We start from the raw sequence: 24,922 nt of genomic DNA on the forward strand, positions 1-24,922 counted from the left end.
CTCCTTTTTTACAACTCATCTTGGTAAAGCCCCATCGCCCGGAGCATAGTGCGGAATTTCGCCGATGTCTCGTCCAATTCATCCTGCGGCTTTGATCCGGCGACAATCCCGGCACCCGCAAAGAGCCGGAGAGACCTTGTTTCCGCTTCGGCGCAGCGGAGTGCGATAATCCATTCTCCGTCGCCTTCAGCATCACACCAGCCCGCCATTCCCGTATAGAAATTGCGGTCAAACGGTTCAATATCCTGAATCGCTTCTCTCGCCGCATCCGTCGGTGTTCCGCATACCGCGGGCGTCGGATGCAGGGCGATGGCCAGCTCAAGTGATGTCGTTGACGGATCACTAAGCTCTCCCTTTACCTCAGTGGACAGGTGCCACATCGCCTCAGTTTTAATGAGTGACGGTTTTTCCGGCACATCAAGCACACGGCAGAACGGTTTAAGGGCGGCGGCCACGGCGGCCACGACTACGGCATGTTCATGCAGATCTTTTGCTGATTGCAGCAGTTCTTCCGCTCTTCTCTGATCCTCGGCGGGATCTGTGCTGCGAGGTCTGGAACCTGCCAGCGGATTGGACAGAATCGATGTTCCGTTTTTGGACAGCAGCAGTTCAGGACTTGCGCCGAAAAGCGTTTTTCTTGTTTCTGACGTTCCCGTCACATCGGCAGCGAATGTATAGCCGCGCGGGTTGTGCTGCGCCAAATGCTTGACGGCCTGAGGAATGTCGATATCCTTTTCAGCGGTCAGATGAAGTGTCCTTGACAGCACGATTTTGCTGAGCGGGCCGTCCGTAATGTTGAATACGCCTTGTTCCACACCGCTCATAAAGCCCTCAGGCTCCGGAACAGGGCGGATGTCATATGTATTGGATTGCGGCTTTTCTGCGGAAGATTCCGCAAACGAAAGCGGGCCTGCCGTATGGACATTCTTCGGTACAAAAAGCCGGGAAGCTTTTCTGCCGTCAAAAGGAATGGCGCCGGCCGCAATCGGATGTTTGATGCCGGCTTGCTTTGCCTCAAGAAGCGTCTGTCTCACACGTTCAGGCAGTGAGTCCAGCTGATTCTCCGCGTCTGCATCCGGCACTTTTGCAAACACACCTTCTGCAAGGAGCGTCCTTTTCGGGGAAGCTAAAAAGAACGCCCCGGGCTTGTAAGCGTCCAGCACCTCTTTTGCAGACACTTCCGTCAATACATGTTGATTTGTCATGATTATCCCTCCTTCTCGTTACATCAAACGCCTAAAGTAGCGCCGCCATCCACGCATAAATCATGCATCGTGATATGGCTTGCCTGTTCAGAGGCCAGAAACAAAACGGCATTTGCAATATCAGAAGGCTTTGCCAGCTTTTGAAGCGGAATTCCCGTTTTATATGTATCAAGCGAACCTCTGATAACGTCCTGTGCTCCGTTTTCATCCCGCCACAGCGCACGCTGCATGTCGGTTTCCGTTGAACCGGGAGATACGATGTTGCAGCGGATATGATAGGCCGCAAGCTCCAGTCCGAGGCATTTCGTAAACATGGCGGCAGCCGCTTTTGACGCCGCATAAGCCGCCATGGAAGCACGCGGAACGCCGGCTGCATTCGAACCGACCGTAACGATGGCGCCTTTTTGACGCTCCATCATGTACCGGCTGACAGCCCGCGATACATGAAATACGCCGGTCGTATTAACAGAAAATGTTTGATCCCAATCTTCATCACTGAGGGATTGCACCGGACCCGGCCGCAGCACGCCCGCAACGTTCGCCAATATTTCAATAGGCCCCATGTCACGTTCAACGGCAGCGATGATATCATTGACAGCCGCACTGTCAGATACATCTGCGGCAAACCCCTGCGCCTGCACGCCTTTTTGCCGGAGTCTGTCAGTAAGCCCGGGAAGCAGGTCTTCATTTGTATCTATAGCTGCCACATTTACGCCTTGTTCAGCAAGGGCAAGCGCTGTTGCTTCTCCGATGCCTTGAGCGGCGCCGGTGACAACGGCCGTTTTCCCTTTCATTCCCAATGCGTCCATATTATCATTCCCTTTCTATATTGATAATGATTATCATTATCAATTATGATTCAAGACAATCATATCCAAATCAAAACACGCAGTCAATTAGAAAATTAGAATCAGCCGCATTTAGTTCGAAGGGCCTGTTTTTTCTCATGCGGGAGAATACGGGGTATGCGGCCCTCCCGGATTCAGGCAGAAACGCAGGGCTCTGCTGATTAAAACGGGCAGGACAGAAATATGGCCCTCTCCTTCAAACTCGCTGTATTCAGCGCGGACTCCATCATCTTCAAATCCGGATAATAAAGCGTACAGCGCCTCTGCGTGCTCCGGGATTCTGCTTTTATGTGTTTTTTCAATTTCTCCCGCAGCCAGCAATACGCTGACTTGAAGATTTTCCACAGAGAGCCGGTCTGACAAACGTTCCGCATTTTCCTGAATAAAACGCTTGTTCCAATGAATTGACGGACTTCCCGCAACATAGGTCTGGAACATGTCCGGCCTCGTCAAAAGCACTTGCAGCACAAAAAGACCGCCCAGCGAATGGCCGAAAATCGTCTGCCTGTCTCTGTCGATCGGATAATCCCGCTCCATCGCGGGCTTTACTTCTTCTTCTATAAACTCCAGAAACGCTTCCGCCCCTCCCTGTTCGGGCCATGCCGCGCCGCGCGGATGCACCGGCAATTCTGATTCAGAAAGCGGCATCGTAAAATCACTGTGCCGTTCGGCGGAAAACGGCTGATCTGTCGGGTAGCCGATTCCGACAATCACCGCCGGAACAACGCCTGTTTTTTCAGGCCGTCGGCTTTGTACCCGCAAAGCTTCGGCCATTGTGCCGAACACGGAATTCGCATCGAGCAGGTATATGACGGGGAAGCCGGATGCAGGCGGTTCTTCCTGAGGAAAAGAGACAAAGATACGATACTCACGGCCTCCTTTTGAGCGCATTTCTCTTACTTCTGTGCCCGGAACCGCGTATCGGCCGGCCGGCGCGAACCCCCGGTTTATTTGTTGTTTTCCGTCCATTATGTGTTCAACCCCTTTGTGGCAATTGCTTTATCTATCCTTATTGATAATGATTTTCAATATCAAAAGACACCTCAAATAATAGGTTTTTTGCCAAACAAAGTCAATGGATTTTTGATATGAAAAAAGCACCTTATTTCAATAAGGTACCTAAGAACTATGTAGGGATAGGGGCTTAATCCCATGTAAAGCGCTCATTCTTCCATGGATCTCCCCTCATATGGTAGCCGTTTTTCTCCCAAAAGCCGGGGTGGTTTTCCTTTGTGAACTGAATGCCGCGCAGCCATTTTGCGCTTTTCCAGAAATAAAGATGGGGGAAAACGCCTCTGAGCGGATAGCCGTGCTCTGGCGTTAACGGCTCGCCGTTATGCGCATATGCCAGCAGGGATGTTTCCCGCGTAAAATCAGAAAGCGGCAGGTTGGCCGTCCAGCCCTCTTCAGCGTGCAGAATGACGAATCCCGCTTCTTTGTGCACACCCGCTTTCTCAGCGATGTCTTTGGCGCGTATTCCCTGCCAGATATTATCAAGACGGGACCAGCCCGTGACGCAATGAATATCATTTTTCACTTCGGCTTCCGGAAAGGCTTTGATATCTTCAAAGCTTAACAGCATAGGACGGTCAACAAGCCCGTACACTTGCAGATTCCATTTTGACATATCTTCATAATAAGGAACATTTCCGGCGTGAAGCACGGGAAACTTCGTTGTGACATTTTGATTTGGCGGAATCCGTTCCGACTGTTTTGTTTGTTTCGTTTTCCCGAAAAACATATGGCTCCCTCCATTTAGTAAACCTGTATTAAATCTTTGTTGACAATCAATCACCCTTCGATTACGCTAATCTGGTACAAGTGTAAGGGGGAAAAACAAATGAAACAACGCAACCTTCGCGCGGGCGATATGGCGCTTATCGGCATGTTTGCCGCCCTGATGGCCGTCGGCGCCAACATTACATCAATGGCTCCTTTTTTGCAAGTTGCGGGAATTCCGTTATCGCTGCAGCCTTTCTTTTGTCTGTTAGCCGCGATGCTTCTCGGCGCCAGACGGGCAGCCATTGCAATGACGGTATACGCATTGGCCGGACTCGCGGGGGCGCCTGTTTTCGCTCAATTCTCAGCAGGCTTTGCGCCGTTTATCGGAAAGAGCGGCGGATTTATTCTCGCTTACATTCCGGCGGCATTTGCAGCCGGATGGCTGCTGGAAAAAACAAAAAAACCCGGCCGCCTGCATTATGCATGGGCCTCTTTGATCGGTACCGCCGTCATTTATATCATTGGCACGTCCTATACGTATATTGCGCTGAAATTATGGCTTCATGCTCCGATCAGCTACGGAATGGCCTGGTTTTACATGATATGGTTTTTCATAAAAGATATCATTTTAGCACTGTTATTGGCATCTATCGCGCCTGCCGTATACAGGTCTATTCATAAAGCGACGGGGTTCAGCAGAAATCCGGCGTAAGATGTTCTCAGCATACAAAAAGGCTCCCCTTTCCGGGAGCCTTTTTTACAGAACAAGCGCGGCAATCCACCCGAATATCACAAGCGGAATGTTATAGAAAATAAATGTCGGTACGCACGTATCCCAAATGTGGTGGTGCTGTCCGTCAGCGCTGAGGCCTGACGTCGGCCCGAGCGTACTGTCACTTGCAGGAGAACCCGCATCACCGACCGCGGCGGCCGCTCCGATTACGGCGATCGTCGCCATCGGGCTGAATCCGAGCTGAGCGCACAGCGGGACAAATATGGTCGTAATGACGGGTACGGTTGCAAATGATGATCCGATTCCCATCGTGATTAATAAACCGACCACCAGCATCAGGAGCGCGCCTAATGATTGACTGTGACCGATAAAGCCTGTTGATGCTTTGACCAAGGAAGCCACATCGCCCGTTTTGTTCAATACATTTGAAAAACCGGCCGCAACAAGCATGACAAACCCGATAAAAGCCATCAGAATCATGCCGTCCGTGATCAGCTTATCCGCTTCATTGCGCTTCATGACTCCGCTGATAAACAGCGTAAACAAACCGGCAAGCGCGCCCATGATCATACCTTCCACTCCGAGCACTTGTGACAGATAGAGCTGAACGGCAAGCGACACGGCAATGGAGATCAGGGCGATGGCAATGCTTTTTTTCGTATAAGGAGAAGACGACAGTCCGGCAATCTCCTTCGTCTCATATTTCTTCGGTTTCCGGAAGACGATGACGGATAAAATTAATCCGACTACCATCCCGGCCGTCGGGATGATTAAAGCATACGGGATATCACTGAGCGGCACCTTTAAACCGGCTGACGCCATATTATCTCTCAGCATCCCTTGGAAAATCTGTCCGAATCCGACAGGCAGAACGATATACGGCGCAGTCAGTCCGAATGTCATCACACACGCGATCAGTCTGCGGTCTATTTCAAGTTCGTTAAATATTTTTAAAAGCGGCGGAATCAATACAGGAATAAACGCAATGTGAACGGGCACCACGTTTTGCGAGAAACAGGATATGATTAAAATAACCAGTACGATTAACACTTTTGACAGTGCTTTTTTCCGCGAATCTTCCTTTTTTCCGATTAGTTTGACAGACGCTTCCACCATTGCATCGGGAAGCCCCGTCTTCGTCAGCGCCGCGGCAAATGCTCCGAGCAGCGCGTAGCTGACCGCGACGGTGGCATTTCCGCCGAGACCGTCCGTAAAAGCCTTCACCGTCTCTCCGAGGCCTAAGCCGCCGGTCAGCCCGCCGGCAAGCGCGCCGATCATTAAAGCTATAATAATATTGACACGCAGCAGGCTTAAGACGAGCATAAGCAATACTGCGACAACAACAGCATTCATTGATGAGTCCCTCCAAAAATCCTTTAGTTTGCTAATGTAGTAGATAATTAAAGTTAACATACATTCTGCGCTTTAGTCAACTAAAGATTTTGGAAATCAAAAAACCCGCTGCATCAAGGCAGCGGGATGCTGTTATCTTTCGGGCGTAAACCGCTCAGTCAAAACAGCCAACGTCCTTGCCATGACGCCTGTTGCGCCGGCAGGGCCGAAGCATGTCGCTTTATTCGCCGTCGCGGTTCCCGCAATATCGAGATGAACCCACGGCGTGTTTTCCGCGAATTCACCAAGGAATGCCCCCGCCATAATCGCGTGGCCTTCTCTTCCCGGGGAATTGTTCAAATCAGCCATCTGACTGTTTCTCACCCGTTTTTTATCCTTTTCTGTAATCGGAAGCTGCCAGATCGGCTCGCCGGATTCTTTCGCCGATTCCGCCACTTGTTCATAAAACGCGGCGTGATTGGTCATGGCGCCCGTCATTTCGTTCCCTAAGGCGACAATGACACCGCCCGTTAACGTTGCGACGTCTACAAGGACAGAGGCTCCGTGCTGCTTGGCGTATGTGATGCCGTCGGCAAGCACGAGACGCCCTTCCGCATCGGTGTTCAGGATCTCAATGGTTTTTCCGCTGAGCGAGACGATGACGTCATCAGGCTTCATAGCATCGGACGAAATCATGTTGTCCGTAGACGGTATGACGGCGAGCACGTTTTGTTCAGGCCGGAGTTCGCCGATAATTTCCATTGCGCCCAATACCGAGGCGGCCCCTCCCATATCGCTTTTCATGCCGACGATGCCGGTTTTCGGCTTAATTGAATATCCGCCCGTATCAAAGGTAATTCCTTTACCGACCAGGCCGATGACGTCTTCCCACTGATCTTTGCCCTGATACTTCAGAACGATCATTTTCGGCGGTTCGGATGAGCCTTTGTTAACAGCAAGCAGCCCGCCCATGCCGAGCTCTTCCATTTCATCTTTTTCTAAAATTTCACACTCGAAATCGTATTTTGCCGCAAGCTCAGCGGCATATGACGCCAAATCAGTGGCCGTCAGCATATTACCCGGCATATTCACAAGCGTGCGGGCTGAATTCGTCCCTTGGCCGTATGCCGCGCCGACGTTCAGGCCGGCCTGCACTTCCCTCAGGTCTTCTTCGGTCACGGCGCAGACTGATTTCAGTTCCTGATCCGGCTCATTCGATTTATGTTTATAATCCTGCACTTCGTAAACCGCAAGCAGACAGCTTTCCGAAAGCGCATGAGCGGCATCGGCGGCAGGCACTTCCCCGGAGACGAATGTATCGAGCAACACGGATACTTCCTGTTTTTTATCTTGATGAATCTGCTGAAATACTCGTGCAAAGCATTCTTTCGTATCTTCAAACGAATAATCCGCTTCTCTTCCCAGGCCGATAAAATAAATACGTTTCATACCGGTCGCAGCCGGAGGGTATACTTTTGATACACGATTGCGTTTGGCGGACACATCACCATCCTTTAACAGCTGGGTCAGATGACCGTCCAATTTATCATCCAATTCCTTCGTAAATCCGTTCAGCGTGCTTTTTTGAAAAAGACCGATGACCAGTGTTTCGGGATGCCGCAGTTGATCAGATGCATAAAACATGAGTACACACTCCTTATGTGGGTATTTGTTATGTAAAGTGGTATAATGAAAAAACATTTTTCATTGATTTTATTTTACCAAACTAAGGGCGTTTTCTGCAGTTTTTCGATACGATCGGAATCAGCAGATACAGAAAGGATGTCGCATATGGATGTACTTATGAATTTTCCTTTACTGGCGAGTTTTGCCGCCATTATTTTTGCCCAAGTTGTAAAAGTGCCTATTCAATTTATCGTATCCAAAAAACTTGACTGGTCTCTTGTGACGAGCACCGGCGGCATGCCGAGCTCCCATTCCGCCGCCGTCACCGCGCTGTCAACCGGAATCGCTTTGGAACAGGGACTGGACTCGCCCCTGTTTGCAGTCGCCGCGATTTTCGCCGTCATTACGATGTTCGATGCTACAGGTGTCAGGCGGCATGCGGGTGAACAGGCGACAGTCATTAATAAACTGGTCATCGACTTTAATCGGTTTGTCAGCGAAGCGAAGGACTTTCAGAAAGCGGAAGAGAAAGAAAAACAGAAGAAATTGAAAGAGCTGCTCGGCCATCAGCCGATTGAAGTGTTCTTCGGCGGCGTCACCGGTATTGTGCTGACATTGATTTTAGATTATTTCTTTATGTAAAAACGCTTCAGCGGATGCTGAAGCGTTTTTATTCTTTTACCGTTTTGTATTGATTTCTGAACACTTGCAGCGACTTTGTTTCGTTCAGCTTTACAAGTTCGTCCTCGGTCACTGTGCCGTTCCCTTTTTTAATAATGTAGACCTCAAGTGTTTTTTTGCCCCAATTGTTATAGACGTCCTTGACGGTGTCAAAGTAGAGGTCAAGGCGGCTGCCTTTAATTTTTGAGCCGGTATCGGCGACAACCCCGTAACCGTAATTCGGTATAAACAGAATCGTCCCGATCGGGAAAACAGACGGATCGGCCGCAACAGTTGAATATAAATCGCGTTTGACCTTCACGCCTGAATATGTAATACCGTACTGCGGATGACCCGGAGATTTTCCGGTAGATTCCGCTCCGGCGGTATAACCGGTGGCCGTCACCTTTTGTGACGGATAGCGTTCCCAGTCAAAAGCTTCTTCCAGCGGCTTTACCCTGCCTGATGCCTTCTTTTCCGGCTGATTCTGTAAGGATTGAAACGGAGTGCCGATGTTTTTCAAAACGGCGCCGCGATGTTCCGTCATCCAATTTGTCAGATCCTTTGCTTCAACACCGGTTATGGAAAAGTATGTCGCATGGCATGCGCCCAAAAAGAGCACGATCATGAATACGCGTCTGATTATCGTCAATCTGAAATCACTCTCCTCCGAGTCATTGTTCCCAACTCGGTGAGGTGCTATACAAAAAGCGCCGCGACACAAAAAAAGCTTTCTTGAATAAGAAAGCGGCTTAAAACATTTGATATCCTCTTTTTCTGAGCGCCTTTATGGCAATGCCTGACATGATGGCTCCCGCCAGTCCGCCCGCCAAAATCACGACATCCGCAACCGCTAATGACATGATGCGCTGAAACAGGCTTTGAAAGGATTCCCCCGGCGCCTGCACGTAACTGATCATCTTTTTATTGCTGATAATGAAAAGGCATACAATCGGATAGACAACAGCCATAATCCACGACATTCTAAGCAGCATGTTCAACAGAAAGCCTATGCCGAAAAACAGTACAAAAAATAGTACGATTGAGATCAGGACAACCGGCAAACTAATCACAAACATCCACCCCCTACAGCACTTTCAGTGTACCTCGGGGGCGGTAAAAAAGTCAACGTCTGGAAAAATCAGCGTCTCTCTTTGCCGCTTCCCTGGCAGGAGGGACATGTTTCGGAGCCGCCAAGAAGCAATTGAAAATACCCTTTACCTGAGCAGAACGGACACGCCGCCGTGCTTTTTGCTGTCGTTTTCATGCGGACCACCCTTTTTCTTAATTTTCTGATAATATATCATATTTACTTGTCAAGCAACAAGTCAGAATATGTAACATAACAACTCATGTAAGCGGAAACATTCATTTTTTTCTTTTACATGCTTTTTATAGCGCTCTTTTTTAAAAGAAGAGAAAACCCGCGGCTGCGGGTTTTCAGAAGAATTTAAACTTCCCTTTTTTCAGCGTCAGGCCCAGCCCGCCGATCATAAAGAGCGAGCGGTTATCAATGACCTTTTTCATAAAGGACGCCGGCGTTCCTTTGAGCTTCCTGCCGTATACGACTCCGACGGCGTTATGCTCACCGAGGGAGGCGACCGTTCCTTTAATGTCAGGCTTGAACTCTTCAAGCTGGCCTCCTTTAATCAAACCGCCCAGATTTTTGGCGACCGTTTCTCCTTGCTGCATCGCGATCTGAGCAGTCGGCGGGTACGGCCGTTCCGTCTCTTCATTGATAAAGAGCGAGCTGTCGCCGAGAATAAAAACGTCATCATGTCCCGGCGCCCGAAGATCAGGGTTGACCTTGACACGGCCGCGCATATTTTCAAAACCCGCTTCCTCCACGATCGGATGTCCGCGCACGCCCGCGGCCCAGACAACGGTCTGCGATTTGATTTCTTCCGGCTCTTCATCTTTCTTGCCGACTGTGACACCGTCTGCGCGGCATTCTTGAACCGCGGTGCCGATTTTAAATTCAACGCCTTTGCTCTCAAGGTATTGAACGGCGTAATCGACAAGCTCCGGATCAAATCCCGGCAAAACCGTCGGGGCGGCCTCGACACAGACGATCCGGACGAGACTTTCATCTATATCATAATATCTGCATAACTCCGGCTTGCGGTTCGCAAGTTCACCGAGAAATTCAATTCCCGTAAAGCCCGCTCCGCCGACAACGATGGTTAAGCGGTCAGGGCGTTTTTCGGCCTCCGTATTGTATGTCGCAAATTGGAGCTCAATATGGTCTTTCAGCTGGCGCGACGTATTAATATTCGCGATCGGAAAAGCGAATTCTTTTAAGCCTTTAATCCCGAATGTTTCAGGGACGGCGCCAAGCCCGATGACGAGATAATCATAAGGGATGTCCCCTTGTGAAAGCGTCACCTTTTTATTTTGCACATCTATCGCTTTTACGGTATCCTGCACAAATTTAACCCGTGATTCATTGATTACATCTTTTATTTGATATCTGCAGCGGTCATGATGCAGCGTTCCTGCGCTCGCTTCATGCATCCATGTCGTTTCATAATGATAATTGTGTTTATTGACCAAAGTAATGTCGGCGTCATTTGCCCCGATATGCTTCGGAAGCCTTGTTACTGTCATTAATCCACCATAACCTGCACCTAAAACCACGATTTTGGGTTTATTCAATGCCATCACATCCACCTTCTTTTTTTTGCTGTTAGACGCATAATCAAATCAACATTTGTATTAGCTTCAGCTTATTGGCGGGATTTTATGAAATGAAATATAAAATTTTTTAGAAAACCGCACATGTCTGCATATCACCATACTATCCGGAAGAATCGGAAAACATTCAGGAAAAAACAGATTGGAATTTGTCCCCATCTTAGCGGCGGCCGCAATTTTTTTCAAGAATGAAGCGGCCGGGCGGTTTTCGGCACTCGTCATCCTTTCAAATTCTATGTTATAATTAATAACAATTTTCAATTAGGAGGCAATTTGGTATGCAAGAGGATTCAAAGGTTTATGATATTACGGTCATCGGCGGCGGCCCGGTCGGCCTGTTTACCGCTTTTTACGGGGGAATGAGACAGGCGAGCGTCAAAATCATCGAGAGCCTGCCTCAGCTTGGCGGCCAGCTCAGCGCGCTGTACCCTGAAAAATATATTTATGATGTAGCCGGATTCCCGAAAATCCGCGCCCAGGAACTTGTGAATAACTTAAAAGAGCAAATGGCAAAGTTCGATCAGACCATCTGCTTAGAGCAGGCCGTCGAATCTGTTGAAAAACAGGCGGACGGTGTGTTTAAGCTTGTCACGAATTCAGAAACGCATTATTCAAAAACGGTCATTATCACCGCGGGAAACGGCGCATTTAAGCCGAGAAAGCTTGAGCTGGAATCAGCGGAACAATATGAAGGCAAAAACCTGCACTACTTCATTGACGACCTCAATCAATTCGCAGGCAGACGCGTTGCCGTTCTGGGCGGCGGCGATTCCGCTGTTGACTGGGCGCTCATGCTTGAGCCGATTGCTAAAGAAGTCAGCATCATCCACCGCCGTGATAAATTCCGCGCGCATGAGCACAGTGTCGAAAACCTGCATAATTCTAAAGTCAACGTGCTGACACCGTTTGTTCCCGCTGAACTTGTCGGTGAAGACCGGATCGAACAGCTCGTTCTCGAAGAAGTGAAAGGCGACCGTAAAGAAATCATTGAAATTGATGACCTGATCGTAAACTACGGCTTTGTTTCTTCTCTCGGCCCGATTAAAAACTGGGGCCTTGACATCGAGAAAAATTCCATCGTCGTCAAAAGCACGATGGAAACGAATATTGAAGGCTTCTTTGCCGCCGGAGATATCTGCACATATGAAGGCAAAGTCAAGCTGATCGCCAGCGGTTTCGGCGAAGCTCCGACAGCCGTGAACAACGCGAAGGCTTACATGGACCCGAAAGCGCGCGTCCAGCCACTGCATTCTACAAGCATGTTTGAAAAATAATATAAAAAAGAGTCTGTGTCATACCGGCACAGACTCTTTTTTATTTAAACATCCAAATATAATTCATGACGGTTCCGACAACGAGCGCAATGACAAGCGCTGACACGACCCAAATCGTGCCTAAAATAATCCGGTCCTGAATTTTCTGGGCTTTCGGGCTGTGCCCGGGCTGTTTTTGTTCCATACCGGCCCCTCCCTTCTTCTGCAAATCTATCTATCGTAACAAATGTCTTACAACAACCAATACTACTATGATAACCAAACTGCAAATGGATGACAAGCTGACCGCATATGAGGCAGCATGAAATCATTTGACATTCCTGACAAAACAAAGTACATTATAAAAAGACGAACATTTTAATTTTATTTAATTATATTATTCGCTTTTAGGGGTGTTATATATGGAAAATGTATTTGATTACGAAGATATTCAGCTGATTCCTGCAAAATGCATTGTTGAAAGCCGATCTGAATGTGATACATCAGTTACGTTGGGAGGACACACGTTTAAACTTCCGGTCGTACCGGCCAACATGCAGACGATTATAGATGAAAACATCGCGGCCTGGCTCGCGGAAAACGGGTATTTTTATATCATGCACCGCTTCGAGCCGGAAAAACGCCTGGCTTTTGTCCGGGATATGAAAGCGCGCGGACTGATTTCTTCCATCAGTGTCGGCGTGAAGGAAAATGACTATGAATTTATCCGGGAGCTGAAAGAACAGGAGCTGGTGCCGGATTATATTACCATTGATATCGCGCACGGCCATTCCAATGCCGTGATCAGCATGATTCAATTTATTAAAGAACATGTCCCGGAAAGCTTTGTCATCGCAGGGAATGTCGGGACGCCTGAAGCCGTAAGGGAGCTGGAACGCGCGGGCGCTGACGCGACAAAAGTGGGAATCGGCCCCGGGAAAGTCTGCATCACAAAAATTAAAACCGGCTTCGGAACCGGCGGGTGGCAATTAGCCGCGCTTCGCTGGTGCGCAAAAGCTGCGAGCAAACCGATCATTGCTGACGGCGGCATCCGCACGCACGGCGATATCGCGAAATCCATCCGATTCGGCGCGTCTATGGTCATGATCGGATCATTATTCGCCGGCCACGAAGAATCACCGGGACAAACAATTGAAATCGACGGAAAGCTGTACAAAGAATATTTCGGCTCCGCTTCTGAATTTCAAAAAGGCGAAAAGAAAAACGTCGAGGGCAAAAAAATGCATGTCGAACATAAAGGGTCTTTGCAGGACACGCTGGTTGAAATGGAGCAGGATCTGCAATCTTCCATCTCTTACGCAGGCGGCAATACACTCGAAGCCATCCGTAATGTCGACTATGTAATCGTAAAAAACTCTATTTTCAACGGCGACAGATTTTAACACGCAGCAGAGCCGCTCGAAGATAAAAAAAATGACATTCAATATGAATGTCATTTTTTTTATTAAATACCGAAATAAAGAGCCGCACTGGCTAACAGATTAATCACAAAAATAAACAAAAAGATGTAACGAATGAATTTATTTTGCACCGGAGCAAATATAAAGAGATATAGTCCTGCAACCCCAAAAGTAAGAACAGGAAACAGCCACTCAAAGGATAAAGAAATGATATAACCGATAATCATAACAATCGGCACACCGATTAATGATAATTTACTTCTCATATGATTTCTGCCCCTTTTACTTAAAAATTGGTGTGATGTAAGCTTCAATAATGGCAGCGGCGATCAGCAGACAAATAATAAGCAGCACCAATATTCCAATATGCCTGAACATTGAAGCCATTATCTTTTTTTCCTTAGAAAAACACAGCCTGATGACCAATTCAACGCCCTTAAAACCAATGGCGCCACTTAATAATAACGCGGGAACTTCAAATATACCATGAGGAATTAGCAGTAAAAAAATCTGATAAAAAGGAACCCCGCTATGCAGATTTTCTATAATAGAGCCGCTTAAAATAAACCCATTAGTGAATAAATAAAAGATAGAGGTCAACCCAAAGGTAAGAAAACCCGCGGCTAAAAACAGACAAGCGATTGCATTATTTTTCAGCAGTTCAACCGCGCCTGACGAGCCGTTGTAAGCCGCTGATGAAACAAAGTGATCGAAAAAAAACGCAGCGACCACACCGCCTGAAAAAAACAGCACTGACGCGATTAACGGAATGGCGGACGTTCTGATTGCCGGCAACATGCGGTTCATCATGTATAGATACGCTCAGCCAATTCTTCAATCTCTTCTAATGAATGCTCAGATGACTGATACTCCGCCGCAAAAACGCCTTCATGTATAATACCGATCGTATCGCACAGCGAATGCGCCAGCTCCAGCAGGTGAGTCGATAACAGGACTGTATTTCCCTGCTTGACGTACTCCTTTAATAACGTCCGTATCGTTTTACCGCTGATTAAATCAATGCCCGTCAGCGGCTCATCAAGAATTAATATCTTTGGCTGATGAATGAGCGCTGCCGCAATTGATAATTTTTGTTTCATTCCATGTGAATAAGTTTTAATCAGCTGATTTCCGTCTTGAGAAAGCTTCAGCGTCTCCAACATATTCTTTATATAATCATTTGTCCGCTGAGACGGAACTTGAAACATCTCCGCTGTAAAGCGCAAGTATTCGACTCCCGTTAAATAATCATACAAAAAGGCATGGTCGGGCACAAAACCGATATCAGCCGATATTTGCCCCCCCTCTTCTGAATCCAGTTCCTTGCCGTCAATCATGACGCGGCCTGAAGTCGGTTTAAGCAGGCCCGAAATGATTTTCAAAGTCGTTGTTTTCCCGACTCCATTAGTCCCCAGCAAAGCATAGATTGAGCCTTTTTTCACCTCAAACGAAATATCTTTCAATACCTGTTTTTCACTATAGTTTTTTTGTATATTCACTAATTTAATCATTATTCGCTAACCTTTCCGCCATATTGATTCTGCGAAGAAACAGAAACATGACTCCATAGTTTAATAGTGTGAACAGGACAAAAATACCTGATGCAGAATGAATAAGCATCGTTTCAAGTTCCGGCTTTTTATAGATAAAATAGGACGTGATCGCAGCGATTTGAAGCGACACAATGAAAATGAAAGAACTGTATAAGTTGTTATACGTCTTTGCTTTCCCCGCTTCTCCAATTTCGTACAGATGCTCCCAGTTTTTCTTAGGATACAGGGCGGTGCTTGAAATCTGGACAAGACTGTATAAAAAACCCGAACATAAAAACACAATAAACAAGTAGATCGTCAGCGCCGCGGAAGACGGAAAAAACACCGTAATCAAAATGGTGATGATGAACGAATAGATAAGAGCGGCGAGATTATAAATACATACTTTCGGAAACACCAGCTGCCACGCATGTTTGATATTCCGGTGAAACAGATGCTGATTTTTTATTTCCCCGTCAACTGATAATACTGTTTTGAGCGCATCTCCGACGAGCTGATACGAAAAGTTCGCAATGATAACCGCCGCAGACACGATGGCGGCTGCCGAATACCCGATAAAGTGATGCGATAGAAGCGGAATACAAAAACCTAAAAACAGCATGAACAAATACAGCATACTGCCGAAGTTCCTGATAAAAAACCCGTCAATTCTCGATAAGAACAGCAGATCCTTTTGAAAAACGGCATGAAATATTTTGTTATTTCTATATAATTTCAGCTTTGGCGCAAAATCAGCGTTTGTCAAAAACATATAAGGAATAAGGTCCATTTTCTTCAGCGTGGCCGACCACAGTTTAAACATCCCCGCCGTTAAAAGGACGGCGGCCGCAAACACCGCAGCGAAAACGAGCACGGAATGTGAGCGGAATGCTAACCATACATACGGCGTATTCATGAGGATGTTCCGGAAAGCCGGTGACTCCGTAAAGCTTGAAATATCCTTTGCGGTATACTCCCCAAACACGAGAAGATAAACGGCATACCCGACTGCAAGCGGAACCAGCAGGCTGACGCTGAATAAAATGCCTTTCATGATTTTCAAGTAAAACAATTTGCTCCATATATTTGTAAGAAGATAAACAACATAAGAAAACAGCATAGATAAAAATAAATTGAGAAGAAAATAAACGAAGCCCAAGAAAAATACGATGATCGCCGCAGACCCGGTCATGCCTGCGCTTGATAAAAACAAAAAGACCGGAAAAACAAAAAGATACCATACGAAAATGGTTTTTTTGATCGCCTGGCCGGCAAAAACAGAAAACAGCTGTAAAAAACGCACCTTTTTTAATTGATGAATGACCTTGCGCGTATCCAGCAGAAAGGCATTGTGATGTTCTTTAAAGAAGCCGGCAGCCCAAAAAAGCTGCTCAAGTGAAACGGCGATTAAAACAAATTGCCCCCATGCGCTGAGGGGCAGCTGAATCAGTTTTGTCCCGAATACAACACCGCATCCCAGGAAAACGAGATATAAACATAACAGAGAAATAATAATGGCAGACAGCAGTTTGCTGTTGAGTTGAGGAATGCCCCAATCTTCCTTTCTTTTTCGAAACGATGACAGGGTATTATATTTGATAAGAGCCGCAATTTGTTTGACTATCATACTTTCAATCCTTACATATGTATTTGGGAGAGAGGCTCTTTTTGCAGCTTGTACAAAAAGAGCAATTATTTATTGGTCGATTTTACCAAGCAGCTGCGTATTTTTTGCCGTATTTCTTAATCATTGTTTTTGCTGTTGCAACGATTGCATAAGAAATCGCGCCTGCGCCTGTAACGATACCGATGAGAGAAATGATAGAAGCAATTGTTGATGCCGCATCAATAATATCAATTGCTTTTTTAGCTGCTGCTGTAGAGATGCCCAGAGTCGAAGCTAATTCAGCATTGGCTGAGAATGCATGAGCCGCCGCCACGTTTAATTCAGTTCCCGTTAATAATAGTGCATAAACCAATGTTGCTGCAGCAAGAGCCGCGCCAAACAAAATGAAAGACTTTTTATTAGATTTTACTAAGTTCATCATAACATCTCCCTACTCTGTTTTTTTAATTTATAATAAAATTCAGCTTAATTGACTCTCTCCCGAGCTAAATTTTATCCGCCATAAAATAATTAAAGAAAATAGTAAAGAGTTTTAATAAAACAAAACATCCAGTCAAAATGATTCTCTTGCCTTTACTGAGATCGGTCAGTTTTCCTGCGGCAGCATAAAGAGCCGCAATTGATATGAGCAGAAATGGATCCAGCAGCTGCAGACTCAAGCTGGTGCCGCCGGCAGAATATATAAGCGAGGAATCAGCCGTTAAGTAGTTAACAACTGAAAGAATCAACATTTTAAATGCCGAAATTAAAGAAGTCAGTGTATATAGAAGCAAATATATTTTTTTCGGTTTTTTTGTACCGAGAATAAAAGCGGCAACGAATAATAGAAATCCGCCTATCAGAATTTCCACAAAAGTGGTGAAGATCATAAACCCTTGCAGAAACATGACAATCGTACGAACACTTTTCTCCCCGATATCGTAGGTACTTTCTCCGACGGAAGAATAATACGACTGCAGAACTTTATCGGAAATACTGAATTGGAAGAGTAATGAACAGATCAAAATGATGAAAAAAGAACTTAAAAATATTTTTTTATTGCTCAATTGACCTATCATATTATCATCCTTTTCTTACAAAATAAATTAACTATTCTATACTTTTACAATTTAGTTTATTCCTATCAAAAAATCAATATCCTTTCGAAAAATATGACTTTAGAACGTGTTGACTAAGAGCACATCTTTCAGATTTTTTGATTCTATATACCCTTTATTTTTTTCCGAATTTGCAAATAGTATGATTCGGACAATGGATTTGAGGTATTAGAGAAGAATGATCTGTGGAATGAGACGCAGGGTATAAAAAAGGAGGATATTGTTATTTATCCTCCGGATGTATGATCGCCAGCACCTGATGATCTTCCCATTTTCCATTTATCTTTACATTTTTTCTCGCAATGTCTTCTTTATGAAAGCCAGCTTTTTCGAGCACCCGGATTGACGCCTTATTGTGCGGCATGACTCCGGCTTCTATCCGATGCAGTTTCAGCTCATTGAATGCATAATCGACTGCCAGCTTGACAGCCTTCGTCGCATAGCCTTTCCCGTTATGTTTGCCATCTAAAAAAATAACCGATAAAAGCGCTTTGGATGGCGTCCCGAACCACCTGAAAAAGGCTGATCGTGCCAATCAGGGTCTGATCCTGAAGAAAAATGCCGAAGAAGTTGTATTCTGTGTCATTTTCCGCATTCTTCAGTGATTGTTCAATTCGTTTTTCCGGCCTTCCAGCGTATAAAAATCCTCCTGTCCCGACATGGCAAACCTTTCAAAAAACGTGCGGTTTTCCGTCTGCAAAACCAGCTCCTGCTCTGCATCATTCAGGCTGAGCGGCCTGATATCAACGCTGTCTCCTCCTGCATATACATCAGCATCACCATCCTTTTGTTTTGATCAGAAACGTTTTTTAATTGCCTCTCACCCTTGTTATACGGTACGCTTTATCGCATCGAGAAAATCCAAGACTTTACGTTCACCTCCTTTCGTGCAAACGAAATCACAAGGTTCTTTTGTTGACTTAAACCGCGCTATAAGCCGTATCATCATATTGTGACAAGGAAAGAATAGTTTTGGCGGGTTTCCCGGTGATCTAAAAATCAATTTTACAGAATCACTGCTGTCTTAGTTTGCGGGATGAGGCAATATATTGATTGGATCAAAGCTGAAATGTTGACAAAGAAATGTAAAACAATCGGAAAAGAGGAGTTAATATGAAACTGACGGGAAATACAACACTGATTACAGGCGGAAATGCCGGAATAGGATTGGCTTTCGCAGAACGGTTTTTAAAAGCGGGAAATAAAGTCATCGTGACCGGACGGCGTGAGCACGCTCTTCAAAAAGCAAAGGAAATATTCCCGGATCTTATTACCTATGTCAGTGATTTGAGCATTCCATCTGAACGTATATCACTGTTTGATTGGGTGAAAGAAAATTATCCGGAAGTGAATGTGTTAGTAAACAACGCGGGGATTCAACAACGTTTTCATGTGCTGAAAGCGGATGCGAAGGACAATTGGGACTATTTTAATAAAGAAATCACAACGAACATTGAAGCTCCCTTCCACTTGTCTATGCTGTTCGCTCCGTTTTTTGCCGGAAAAGAAGATGCGGCTGTCATTAACGTCTCTTCGGGATTGGCTTTTACACCGCTTGCTATTGCACCGATCTATTCAGCAACGAAAGCGGCGCTTCACTCATTTACAATGAGTCTGAGACATCAGCTTTCTGATTCATCTGTAGAAGTGATTGAAGTTGCGCCTCCGGCGGTGAATACAGATTTAGGCGGAGCAGGGCTGCATACTCAAGGAGAACCGCTGGATGAATTCGCGGATGGGATTTTTAAAGGACTGAAAGAGGGCAAACTAGAAATCGGATACGGTTCTTCAGCGGAACGGCTGCGCATGTCCCGGGATAAAGCCGATGAACATACCGCTAATATGTACAATGCGATGAAACATACAATTGAATAACATCTTTGAAAAAGCAAAAACCCGCTTCTATTGAGCGGGTTTTTGCTTTTATTAAACAGATAAACGCCTTTCTTAACAATGGTGCAAGCGCCATCGAAAAGAAAGACGTCATATTTTTTCATCCTGAGAATGGCGGGCTGACCCTTAGCACTCTTCCGGCGTACCGGCGTTTTTGGCCGTGCGGAAAGAAGATCCGCAGCCGCAGGAAGCGATGGCATTCGGGTTGTCAATGGTGAAACCGCCGCCCATCATGGACTGTTTGAAGTCAATGATCGTGCCGGTCATAATATCAAGGCTTTCGCTGTCGACCAAAACGGTGATTCCGTGCTGTTCAAACATGCTGTCTTTTTCGCCTTTTTCGTGCTCAAATCCCATTCCGTAAGACAGGCCGCTGCAGCCGCCGCCTTTTACGCCCACACGGAGAAACGCGTTTTCTTCCTCATGCTCTTTCATCATATCTTTTATATGCAAAGCCGCTGCTTCAGTGATGGTTACTGGAACACTCATAGGTAGACCTCCTTTTTTAAAAACGGATGCTGATACTATTATAAACCTTGAGGAGCGTATTTCTCAAACGAGCTGTTTACAAATAATAGACGCCGCTGCATACGGTTTCGGCGGGTCCCGTCATCAGCACGTGCCCGTTGTCCTGCCAATTTATCACAAGGTCGCCTCCCGCTAAATGAACGGTGATATCCCGGTTTCGTTCGGAAACACCGTTCAATACGGATGCGACAGCCGCCGCACAGGCGCCCGTTCCGCAAGCCTGTGTAATGCCGGAGCCGCGTTCCCATACGCGGAAATGAAGTTCATCGGCGCTGACGGTTTCCACAAATTCGACATTGACGCCTTCCGGAAATCTCGGGTCTTTTTCAATGACGGGACCGAGCGTTGTAAGAGGCGCTTGATTGATATCCGCAACCGGAAAAACAATATGGGGGTTTCCCATTGATACGGCTGTTCCGGAAAGCTCCGTTTCTCCAAAAACAAAAGTTTCATCGATCGTCCGTTCATCTTCATTGCCGAGCATCGGCAGCTCTTTTTTGGTGAGGCGCGGTTCGCCCATATCGACGGCGACTTCACGCACAATCCCGTTGTCTTCCGTAATGTCTGCTTTCACAAGACCTGAAAGCGTCTCAATGAAAAAGGACGTTTCTTCTGTCAGCTTATGTTCGTATGCGTACTTTGCCACACAGCGAAGGCCGTTGCCGCAATTTTTCCCTTCTGAGCCGTCATTATTAAAAATCCGCATTTTGACCGGCGCTTTTTCTGACGGACAGATGAGGATCATTCCGTCAGAGCCGATGCCCGTGTGAATGCTGGACACTTTAACGGCAATCTCAGCCAGCCGTTCTTCCGGCAGCTGTTCTTCAAATTGATTTACATATATATAACTGTTTCCAAGACCGTGCATCTTGGTAAAACGGAATGAATTCATATCGGCCTCCAACTTTTTTTCTTTTACTTAGTATAAAAGCTCTTCCCCTCGGACACAATACAAATATCCCCCGTTTTTCATACATAAAAGCTCCCTGCATATGCAGGGAGCTTTTATCGTTTACTAAATAAACATGCCGGCAATCGCCGCGCTGAGAAGGTTTGCGAGTGTTCCCGCAATAACCGCTCTTAATCCGAGGCGCGCAATATCCGAACGGCGGCTTGGGGCCAAACCGCCCAGTGTGCCGAGCATAATCGCAATCGAAGAGAAGTTGGCAAATCCGCACAGCGCAAAGCTGATAATCGTAGACGTTTTTTTAGAAAAGTCCGCAATATGCGGACCGAAGTTTGAATAAGCGACAAACTCATTCAGCACAAGTTTCTGTCCGATATAGCTTCCCGCTCCGAGCGCTTCATGCCAAGGAACGCCGATTACAAATGCGATCGGTGAAAACACGTAACCGAGAATGGATTCTAATGTAATATGTTTGAAACCGAACCAGCCGCCGATTCCGCCGAGAATTCCGTTCACTACGGCGATGAGCGCGACAAACGCAAGAAGCATGGCGCCGACATTCAGAGCAATCTGAAGGCCCGTGGATGCGCCTTTTGCCGCTGCATCAATCACATTAGCGGCGCCTTCGCCTTCTTCGTCCATATTAAAATCGCCTTTTATCGTCTGCGTTTTTTCCGTTTCAGGTATTAACATTTTTCCGAACACGAGACCGGCGGGAGCCGCCATAAAGCTGGCCGCCAGCAAGTATTCGATCGGAATGCCTAACAGGGCGTAACCGAAAAGCGTCGAACCCGCTACAGCCGAAAGGCCGCTCGTCATAATCGTAAACAGCTCGGAACGGGTCAATCCCGCAATCAGCGGTTTAATGGCAAGCGGTGATTCAGACTGTCCGACAAAAATATTCGCAGCCGCCGCAAGCGATTCCGTTCTGCTTGTCCCAAGAAGTTTTGACAGTCCGCCTCCGATAACGCGAAAGATGAGCTGCATGATTTTCAAGTGATACAAAACGGCAATCAGCGCTGAGAAAAAGATAATGACCGGCAGAACGCTCAGCGCGAAAGCCGGGCTGCTGCCCACTTTTAACAGCGGGCCAAAAATAAAGCTGATGCCTTCGTTCGCATAATCAATGAGAAGCTGCACACGGCTTGAGAACCATAAAAATACGGCCCGGCCGGCGTCCCACTTTAATACGATGAATCCGAAGGCCATTTGTAAACATAAACCGACAATGACGGTTCGCAGGTTAATTTTGCTTTTCTTCTCTGATAACAAAAAAGCAATGGCTAATATAGCAACTGCCCCGAGCAGCCCCCAAACGATATTCAATGAATCCACCTCTAAAATTTTATTTAAAAAAAGTCTTTATTAAGATAACAATATTTATTTTTGCTGTCTACAAATTTTTTATTTTGCCAAAACCCGGGGCGCAATAAAAAAGAGACCCCGTTCGGAGCCTCTGATTAAAACATCGGATTTTCTTCTATGAATGTATATATGTTGTCAACCAATTCAGCAGGCGTGCCCCCCGTGACCACTTCGCCGTTAACCAAGGCGAACAGGGACTCCATGCATTTTCCGCAGTAGCTTAAACAGCCGTACTCAAGCACGTCCAAGTTCGGATCCTTCTCTAAGATCTCAAGTGCTTCCTGGGAACCGCGCGCTAAATTGCTGACACAGAATTCAATCATCGGATTCATGCGGTTTCACCTCACATATGTACCTTATCCTAACGGAATTTCCTCTATTCGTCAAAGATCCAGTTTCACGCTCAATGTTATCGTAACATATTAATTCAGGTTAAAGGTTTTACTATTACGTGTTTTCTGGTCAATTTGTAGGTTATTTTAAAACTATTATTGTGGTTTTAGATCAAATTCGATATAATTCTAGATGTTATTTTACATAGTTCGTTATTTTGTAACAACATTGACTACCATATTTTTCGGGCAAAAGGGGAATCATTATGAAAAAATTGGTCTTGATCGGCGGGGGTTACGGAAACATGCGGGTGCTGCACCGCTTACTGCCGAACCAGCTTCCGTCAGATATATCCATCACGCTGATTGACAGAAACCCGTATCACTGCTTAAAAACAGAATATTATGCGCTCGCCGCCGGCACGATTTCTGATCATCATATCAGGGTGTCTTTTCCTGAGCATCCGAATCTGGATGTTCAATACGGTGAGGTGGCTTCCGTCGACACGAAAAACAAACAGGTTCTGTTTCATGACCGCGAACCGATTTCTTACGATGACGCGGTGATCGGACTGGGCTGCGAGGATAAGTATCATAACGTGCCCGGCGCGCCGGAACATACTTACAGCATTCAGACCATTGATCAGTCACGCGAAGCCTATCAAAAGCTGAACAACCTCGGCGCCAATGCATCTGTCGCTATCGTCGGAGCGGGATTAAGCGGCGTGGAGCTTGCCAGTGAATTAAGAGAGAGCCGTGACGACCTGAAGATTATGTTATTTGACCGGGGCGACCTGATTTTATCAAGCTTTCCGAAAAGACTCAGCAAGTACGTTCAGAAATGGTTTGAAGAACACGGCGTCACCATTATCAATAATGCGAATATTACAAAAGTGGAAGACGGCATCGTTTATAATCATGATGAAGGAATACCGGCCGATGCCATCGTGTGGACGGCGGGAATTCAGCCGAATAAAGCCGTCAGAGAACTGGACGCTGAAAAAGACCCGCAAGGCCGCATCGTTTTAACACCGCATCACAACCTTCCGGGCGATGAGCATGTTTACGTCGTCGGTGATTGCGCGAGCCTGCCGCATGCGCCGAGCGCCCAGCTGGCTGAAGCACAGGCGGAACAAATTGTGCAGATCCTCCTGAAACGCTGGAACAATGAAGAGCTGCCGGAAACAATGCCGCAATTTAAGCTGAAAGGCGTCCTCGGTTCACTCGGAAAAAAAGCGGGCTTCGGTCTTGTCAACGACCGTCCGCTCATCGGGCGTGTGCCCCGTTTATTAAAATCAGGCCTTTTATGGATGTACAAGCATCATAACGGCTGATAAGAAAAAAGCCGCTGATTGCGATCAGCGGCCATTTTTAAGAGCCCGCCACATAGCCGCGCTTTTCCATTTCTTCATATATATCTTTTAAATGCGGATTCCCTTCCCCCACAATGACATCCTCCACCAGCACGAGCGGATAGAAAAATTCATCGTTCTTGATGCGCTCCGCAAGCTCTTCTGTCTCCTTTTGCTGAGGCGGTGCGTCAATATCAATATACCGCATGTTAAAAGGCTGCTCCGGGTATTTCCGTTTCAGCGCCGCCTCCAGCCATTCAAACGTATCTTTGGCGCTCGGCATATTCACGCAGCTTGCGCAAAGCGTTTCAGCGCCGTAAACACTGAGCGTAACCGGCTTTGTCATGTATATCATCCCCTTTACACCAGTATACAAAGGACGGGGCAGCTTTTGTATAAAAAACGGTTTTTATGTTCAAGTTTAAATATGCTATAATGGAGAAAGCAGCTTTGCAAACCAAACATTAGATTTTTACCGTTACTGTGAATATAATGGTTTTATGTATATGAAAGGAGCGAATCTCATGACTGAGGTTGAAATGAAAGAGCAAGTACAGGAAGTATTGGATAAATTACGTCCGTTTCTGCTTCGTGACGGCGGTGACTGTGAGCTTGTTGATGTAGACGAAGGCATTGTAAAGCTTCGCCTCCTTGGCGCATGCGGCAGCTGCCCAAGTTCAACGATTACGCTGAAAGCCGGAATTGAACGCGCCCTTCTTGAAGAAGTACCGGGTGTCGTTGAAGTAGAACAAGTATTTTAATCATAAAACCAGGCTGCATGACAGCCTGGTTTTT

The 24,922-nt window shown here is 46.5% G+C and carries 29 protein-coding genes and 1 pseudogene; 7 read left to right on the forward strand and 23 right to left on the reverse strand.

The window, feature by feature from the left end; all coding sequences use genetic code 11:
• Positions 1–8 precede the first annotated feature (8 nt).
• The 4 genes from dhbC to ACWJJ5_RS00505 all read right to left on the reverse strand — a co-directional run bounded on the left by dhbC (position 9) and on the right by ACWJJ5_RS00505 (position 3,794).
• Positions 9–1,205 carry an isochorismate synthase DhbC gene (gene dhbC, locus ACWJJ5_RS00490; protein WP_454022105.1) on the reverse strand — a complete coding sequence of 399 codons (1,197 nt, stop codon included), beginning with the start codon at positions 1,203–1,205 and terminating at the stop codon, positions 9–11.
• A gap of 23 nt (positions 1,206–1,228) precedes the next feature.
• Positions 1,229–2,014 carry a 2,3-dihydro-2,3-dihydroxybenzoate dehydrogenase gene (locus ACWJJ5_RS00495; protein WP_077722775.1) on the reverse strand — a complete coding sequence of 262 codons (786 nt, stop codon included), beginning with the start codon at positions 2,012–2,014 and terminating at the stop codon, positions 1,229–1,231.
• A 135-nt stretch (positions 2,015–2,149) separates the two neighbouring features.
• The gene (locus ACWJJ5_RS00500) at positions 2,150–3,022 is read right to left on the reverse strand and encodes an alpha/beta hydrolase (RefSeq protein ID WP_454022106.1); all 873 of its coding nucleotides are present in this window, start codon (positions 3,020–3,022) and stop codon (positions 2,150–2,152) included.
• 175 nt (positions 3,023–3,197) lie between these two features.
• Positions 3,198–3,794: a sulfite oxidase-like oxidoreductase gene (locus tag ACWJJ5_RS00505; RefSeq protein WP_012118333.1), complete on the reverse strand. Its 597-nt coding sequence runs from the start codon at positions 3,792–3,794 to the stop codon at positions 3,198–3,200.
• A gap of 99 nt (positions 3,795–3,893) precedes the next feature.
• Here ACWJJ5_RS00505 and ACWJJ5_RS00510 point away from each other — a divergent pair, with 99 nt between their 5' ends.
• A complete protein-coding gene (locus tag ACWJJ5_RS00510) occupies positions 3,894–4,487 on the forward strand; it encodes a biotin transporter BioY (protein ID WP_017419438.1) in 594 nt (197 codons plus the stop codon).
• A 45-nt stretch (positions 4,488–4,532) separates the two neighbouring features.
• Here the strand turns inward: ACWJJ5_RS00510 and ACWJJ5_RS00515 are convergent, their stop codons facing one another.
• Entirely contained in the window at positions 4,533–5,861 is a 1,329-nt protein-coding gene (locus ACWJJ5_RS00515; protein ID WP_003151993.1) for a Na+/H+ antiporter NhaC family protein, read from the reverse strand.
• Between the two features lie 132 nt (positions 5,862–5,993).
• Positions 5,994–7,484 carry a leucyl aminopeptidase gene (locus ACWJJ5_RS00520; protein WP_003151992.1) on the reverse strand — a complete coding sequence of 497 codons (1,491 nt, stop codon included), beginning with the start codon at positions 7,482–7,484 and terminating at the stop codon, positions 5,994–5,996.
• A gap of 147 nt (positions 7,485–7,631) precedes the next feature.
• Here ACWJJ5_RS00520 and ACWJJ5_RS00525 point away from each other — a divergent pair, with 147 nt between their 5' ends.
• Complete coding sequence (locus ACWJJ5_RS00525) at positions 7,632–8,108, forward strand: divergent PAP2 family protein (protein ID WP_003151991.1); 477 nt, start codon at positions 7,632–7,634, stop codon at positions 8,106–8,108.
• 28 nt (positions 8,109–8,136) lie between these two features.
• Here the strand turns inward: ACWJJ5_RS00525 and ACWJJ5_RS00530 are convergent, their stop codons facing one another.
• The 4 genes from ACWJJ5_RS00530 to ACWJJ5_RS00545 form a co-directional block, all read right to left on the reverse strand.
• Positions 8,137–8,778 (reverse strand): 3D domain-containing protein, encoded by a 642-nt coding sequence (locus ACWJJ5_RS00530; protein ID WP_003151990.1) that lies wholly within the window; start codon positions 8,776–8,778, stop codon positions 8,137–8,139.
• Positions 8,779–8,878: 100 nt separating this feature from the next.
• On the reverse strand, positions 8,879–9,199 hold the full coding sequence (locus ACWJJ5_RS00535; RefSeq protein WP_003151989.1) for a YuiB family protein: 321 nt from the start codon (positions 9,197–9,199) through the stop codon (positions 8,879–8,881).
• 68 nt (positions 9,200–9,267) lie between these two features.
• Positions 9,268–9,393: a YuiA family protein gene (locus ACWJJ5_RS00540; RefSeq protein ID WP_007408708.1), complete on the reverse strand. Its 126-nt coding sequence runs from the start codon at positions 9,391–9,393 to the stop codon at positions 9,268–9,270.
• A 173-nt stretch (positions 9,394–9,566) separates the two neighbouring features.
• Positions 9,567–10,787, reverse strand: coding sequence for an NAD(P)/FAD-dependent oxidoreductase (locus ACWJJ5_RS00545; RefSeq protein WP_012118337.1), 1,221 nt, complete (start codon positions 10,785–10,787; stop codon positions 9,567–9,569).
• Between the two features lie 311 nt (positions 10,788–11,098).
• On the opposite strand from ACWJJ5_RS00545, the gene yumC reads away from it, so the two are divergent.
• Positions 11,099–12,094, forward strand: a complete 996-nt coding sequence (yumC, locus tag ACWJJ5_RS00550; RefSeq protein ID WP_003151984.1) for a ferredoxin--NADP reductase 2 — start codon at positions 11,099–11,101, stop codon at positions 12,092–12,094.
• Positions 12,095–12,134: 40 nt separating this feature from the next.
• Here the strand turns inward: yumC and ACWJJ5_RS00555 are convergent, their stop codons facing one another.
• Positions 12,135–12,278, reverse strand: a complete 144-nt coding sequence (locus ACWJJ5_RS00555; RefSeq protein ID WP_003151982.1) for a hypothetical protein — start codon at positions 12,276–12,278, stop codon at positions 12,135–12,137.
• 217 nt (positions 12,279–12,495) lie between these two features.
• Between ACWJJ5_RS00555 and guaC the strand changes: the two genes are divergently transcribed.
• Entirely contained in the window at positions 12,496–13,476 is a 981-nt protein-coding gene (gene guaC / locus ACWJJ5_RS00560) for a GMP reductase (protein WP_031378398.1), read from the forward strand.
• A gap of 62 nt (positions 13,477–13,538) precedes the next feature.
• On the opposite strand, the gene ACWJJ5_RS00565 is transcribed toward guaC, so the two are convergent.
• The 7 genes and pseudogenes from ACWJJ5_RS00565 to ACWJJ5_RS00595 all read right to left on the reverse strand — a co-directional run bounded on the left by ACWJJ5_RS00565 (position 13,539) and on the right by ACWJJ5_RS00595 (position 18,411).
• Positions 13,539–13,760 carry a DUF5970 family protein gene (locus ACWJJ5_RS00565; RefSeq protein WP_003151978.1) on the reverse strand — a complete coding sequence of 74 codons (222 nt, stop codon included), beginning with the start codon at positions 13,758–13,760 and terminating at the stop codon, positions 13,539–13,541.
• Positions 13,761–13,776: 16 nt separating this feature from the next.
• Positions 13,777–14,304 (reverse strand): stage II sporulation protein M, encoded by a 528-nt coding sequence (locus ACWJJ5_RS00570; RefSeq protein WP_176283514.1) that lies wholly within the window; start codon positions 14,302–14,304, stop codon positions 13,777–13,779.
• Entirely contained in the window at positions 14,301–15,005 is a 705-nt protein-coding gene (locus ACWJJ5_RS00575; protein WP_003151975.1) for an ABC transporter ATP-binding protein, read from the reverse strand. The genes ACWJJ5_RS00570 and ACWJJ5_RS00575 overlap by 4 nt, the downstream gene beginning before the upstream one ends.
• Positions 14,998–16,653 (reverse strand): hypothetical protein, encoded by a 1,656-nt coding sequence (locus ACWJJ5_RS00580; protein ID WP_454022107.1) that lies wholly within the window; start codon positions 16,651–16,653, stop codon positions 14,998–15,000. The genes ACWJJ5_RS00575 and ACWJJ5_RS00580 overlap by 8 nt, the downstream gene beginning before the upstream one ends.
• A gap of 82 nt (positions 16,654–16,735) precedes the next feature.
• A complete protein-coding gene (locus ACWJJ5_RS00585) occupies positions 16,736–17,071 on the reverse strand; it encodes an uberolysin/carnocyclin family circular bacteriocin (protein ID WP_003151973.1) in 336 nt (111 codons plus the stop codon).
• 67 nt (positions 17,072–17,138) lie between these two features.
• Positions 17,139–17,711 (reverse strand): hypothetical protein, encoded by a 573-nt coding sequence (locus ACWJJ5_RS00590; protein WP_014305740.1) that lies wholly within the window; start codon positions 17,709–17,711, stop codon positions 17,139–17,141.
• 262 nt (positions 17,712–17,973) lie between these two features.
• Positions 17,974–18,411 (reverse strand): annotated as a pseudogene (locus ACWJJ5_RS00595) (GNAT family N-acetyltransferase).
• A gap of 452 nt (positions 18,412–18,863) precedes the next feature.
• Here ACWJJ5_RS00595 and ACWJJ5_RS00600 point away from each other — a divergent pair.
• Positions 18,864–19,625 (forward strand): SDR family oxidoreductase, encoded by a 762-nt coding sequence (locus tag ACWJJ5_RS00600; RefSeq protein ID WP_077722779.1) that lies wholly within the window; start codon positions 18,864–18,866, stop codon positions 19,623–19,625.
• 144 nt (positions 19,626–19,769) lie between these two features.
• On the opposite strand, the gene ACWJJ5_RS00605 is transcribed toward ACWJJ5_RS00600, so the two are convergent.
• From ACWJJ5_RS00605 to ACWJJ5_RS00620, 4 genes are all read right to left on the reverse strand, one after another.
• Positions 19,770–20,132, reverse strand: coding sequence for a HesB/IscA family protein (locus ACWJJ5_RS00605; RefSeq protein ID WP_003151967.1), 363 nt, complete (start codon positions 20,130–20,132; stop codon positions 19,770–19,772).
• A gap of 76 nt (positions 20,133–20,208) precedes the next feature.
• Positions 20,209–21,063, reverse strand: a complete 855-nt coding sequence (dapF, locus tag ACWJJ5_RS00610; protein ID WP_012118345.1) for a diaminopimelate epimerase — start codon at positions 21,061–21,063, stop codon at positions 20,209–20,211.
• A gap of 123 nt (positions 21,064–21,186) precedes the next feature.
• Positions 21,187–22,404 carry a NupC/NupG family nucleoside CNT transporter gene (locus ACWJJ5_RS00615; protein WP_024085753.1) on the reverse strand — a complete coding sequence of 406 codons (1,218 nt, stop codon included), beginning with the start codon at positions 22,402–22,404 and terminating at the stop codon, positions 21,187–21,189.
• A gap of 134 nt (positions 22,405–22,538) precedes the next feature.
• On the reverse strand, positions 22,539–22,775 hold the full coding sequence (locus tag ACWJJ5_RS00620) for a YuzB family protein (RefSeq protein ID WP_007408721.1): 237 nt from the start codon (positions 22,773–22,775) through the stop codon (positions 22,539–22,541).
• A 266-nt stretch (positions 22,776–23,041) separates the two neighbouring features.
• Here ACWJJ5_RS00620 and ACWJJ5_RS00625 point away from each other — a divergent pair, with 266 nt between their 5' ends.
• Positions 23,042–24,109, forward strand: a complete 1,068-nt coding sequence (locus tag ACWJJ5_RS00625; RefSeq protein WP_007613539.1) for an NAD(P)/FAD-dependent oxidoreductase — start codon at positions 23,042–23,044, stop codon at positions 24,107–24,109.
• A 37-nt stretch (positions 24,110–24,146) separates the two neighbouring features.
• Here ACWJJ5_RS00625 and ACWJJ5_RS00630 read toward each other — a convergent pair whose 3' ends face one another.
• A complete protein-coding gene (locus tag ACWJJ5_RS00630; protein WP_044052935.1) occupies positions 24,147–24,473 on the reverse strand; it encodes a YuzD family protein in 327 nt (108 codons plus the stop codon).
• 79 nt (positions 24,474–24,552) lie between these two features.
• Here ACWJJ5_RS00630 and ACWJJ5_RS00635 point away from each other — a divergent pair, with 79 nt between their 5' ends.
• A complete protein-coding gene (locus ACWJJ5_RS00635; protein ID WP_169510385.1) occupies positions 24,553–24,888 on the forward strand; it encodes a NifU family protein in 336 nt (111 codons plus the stop codon).
• The last annotated feature ends 34 nt before the right edge of the window (positions 24,889–24,922 follow it).

The sequence above is a fragment of the Bacillus sp. JK74 genome (assembly GCF_053663395.1).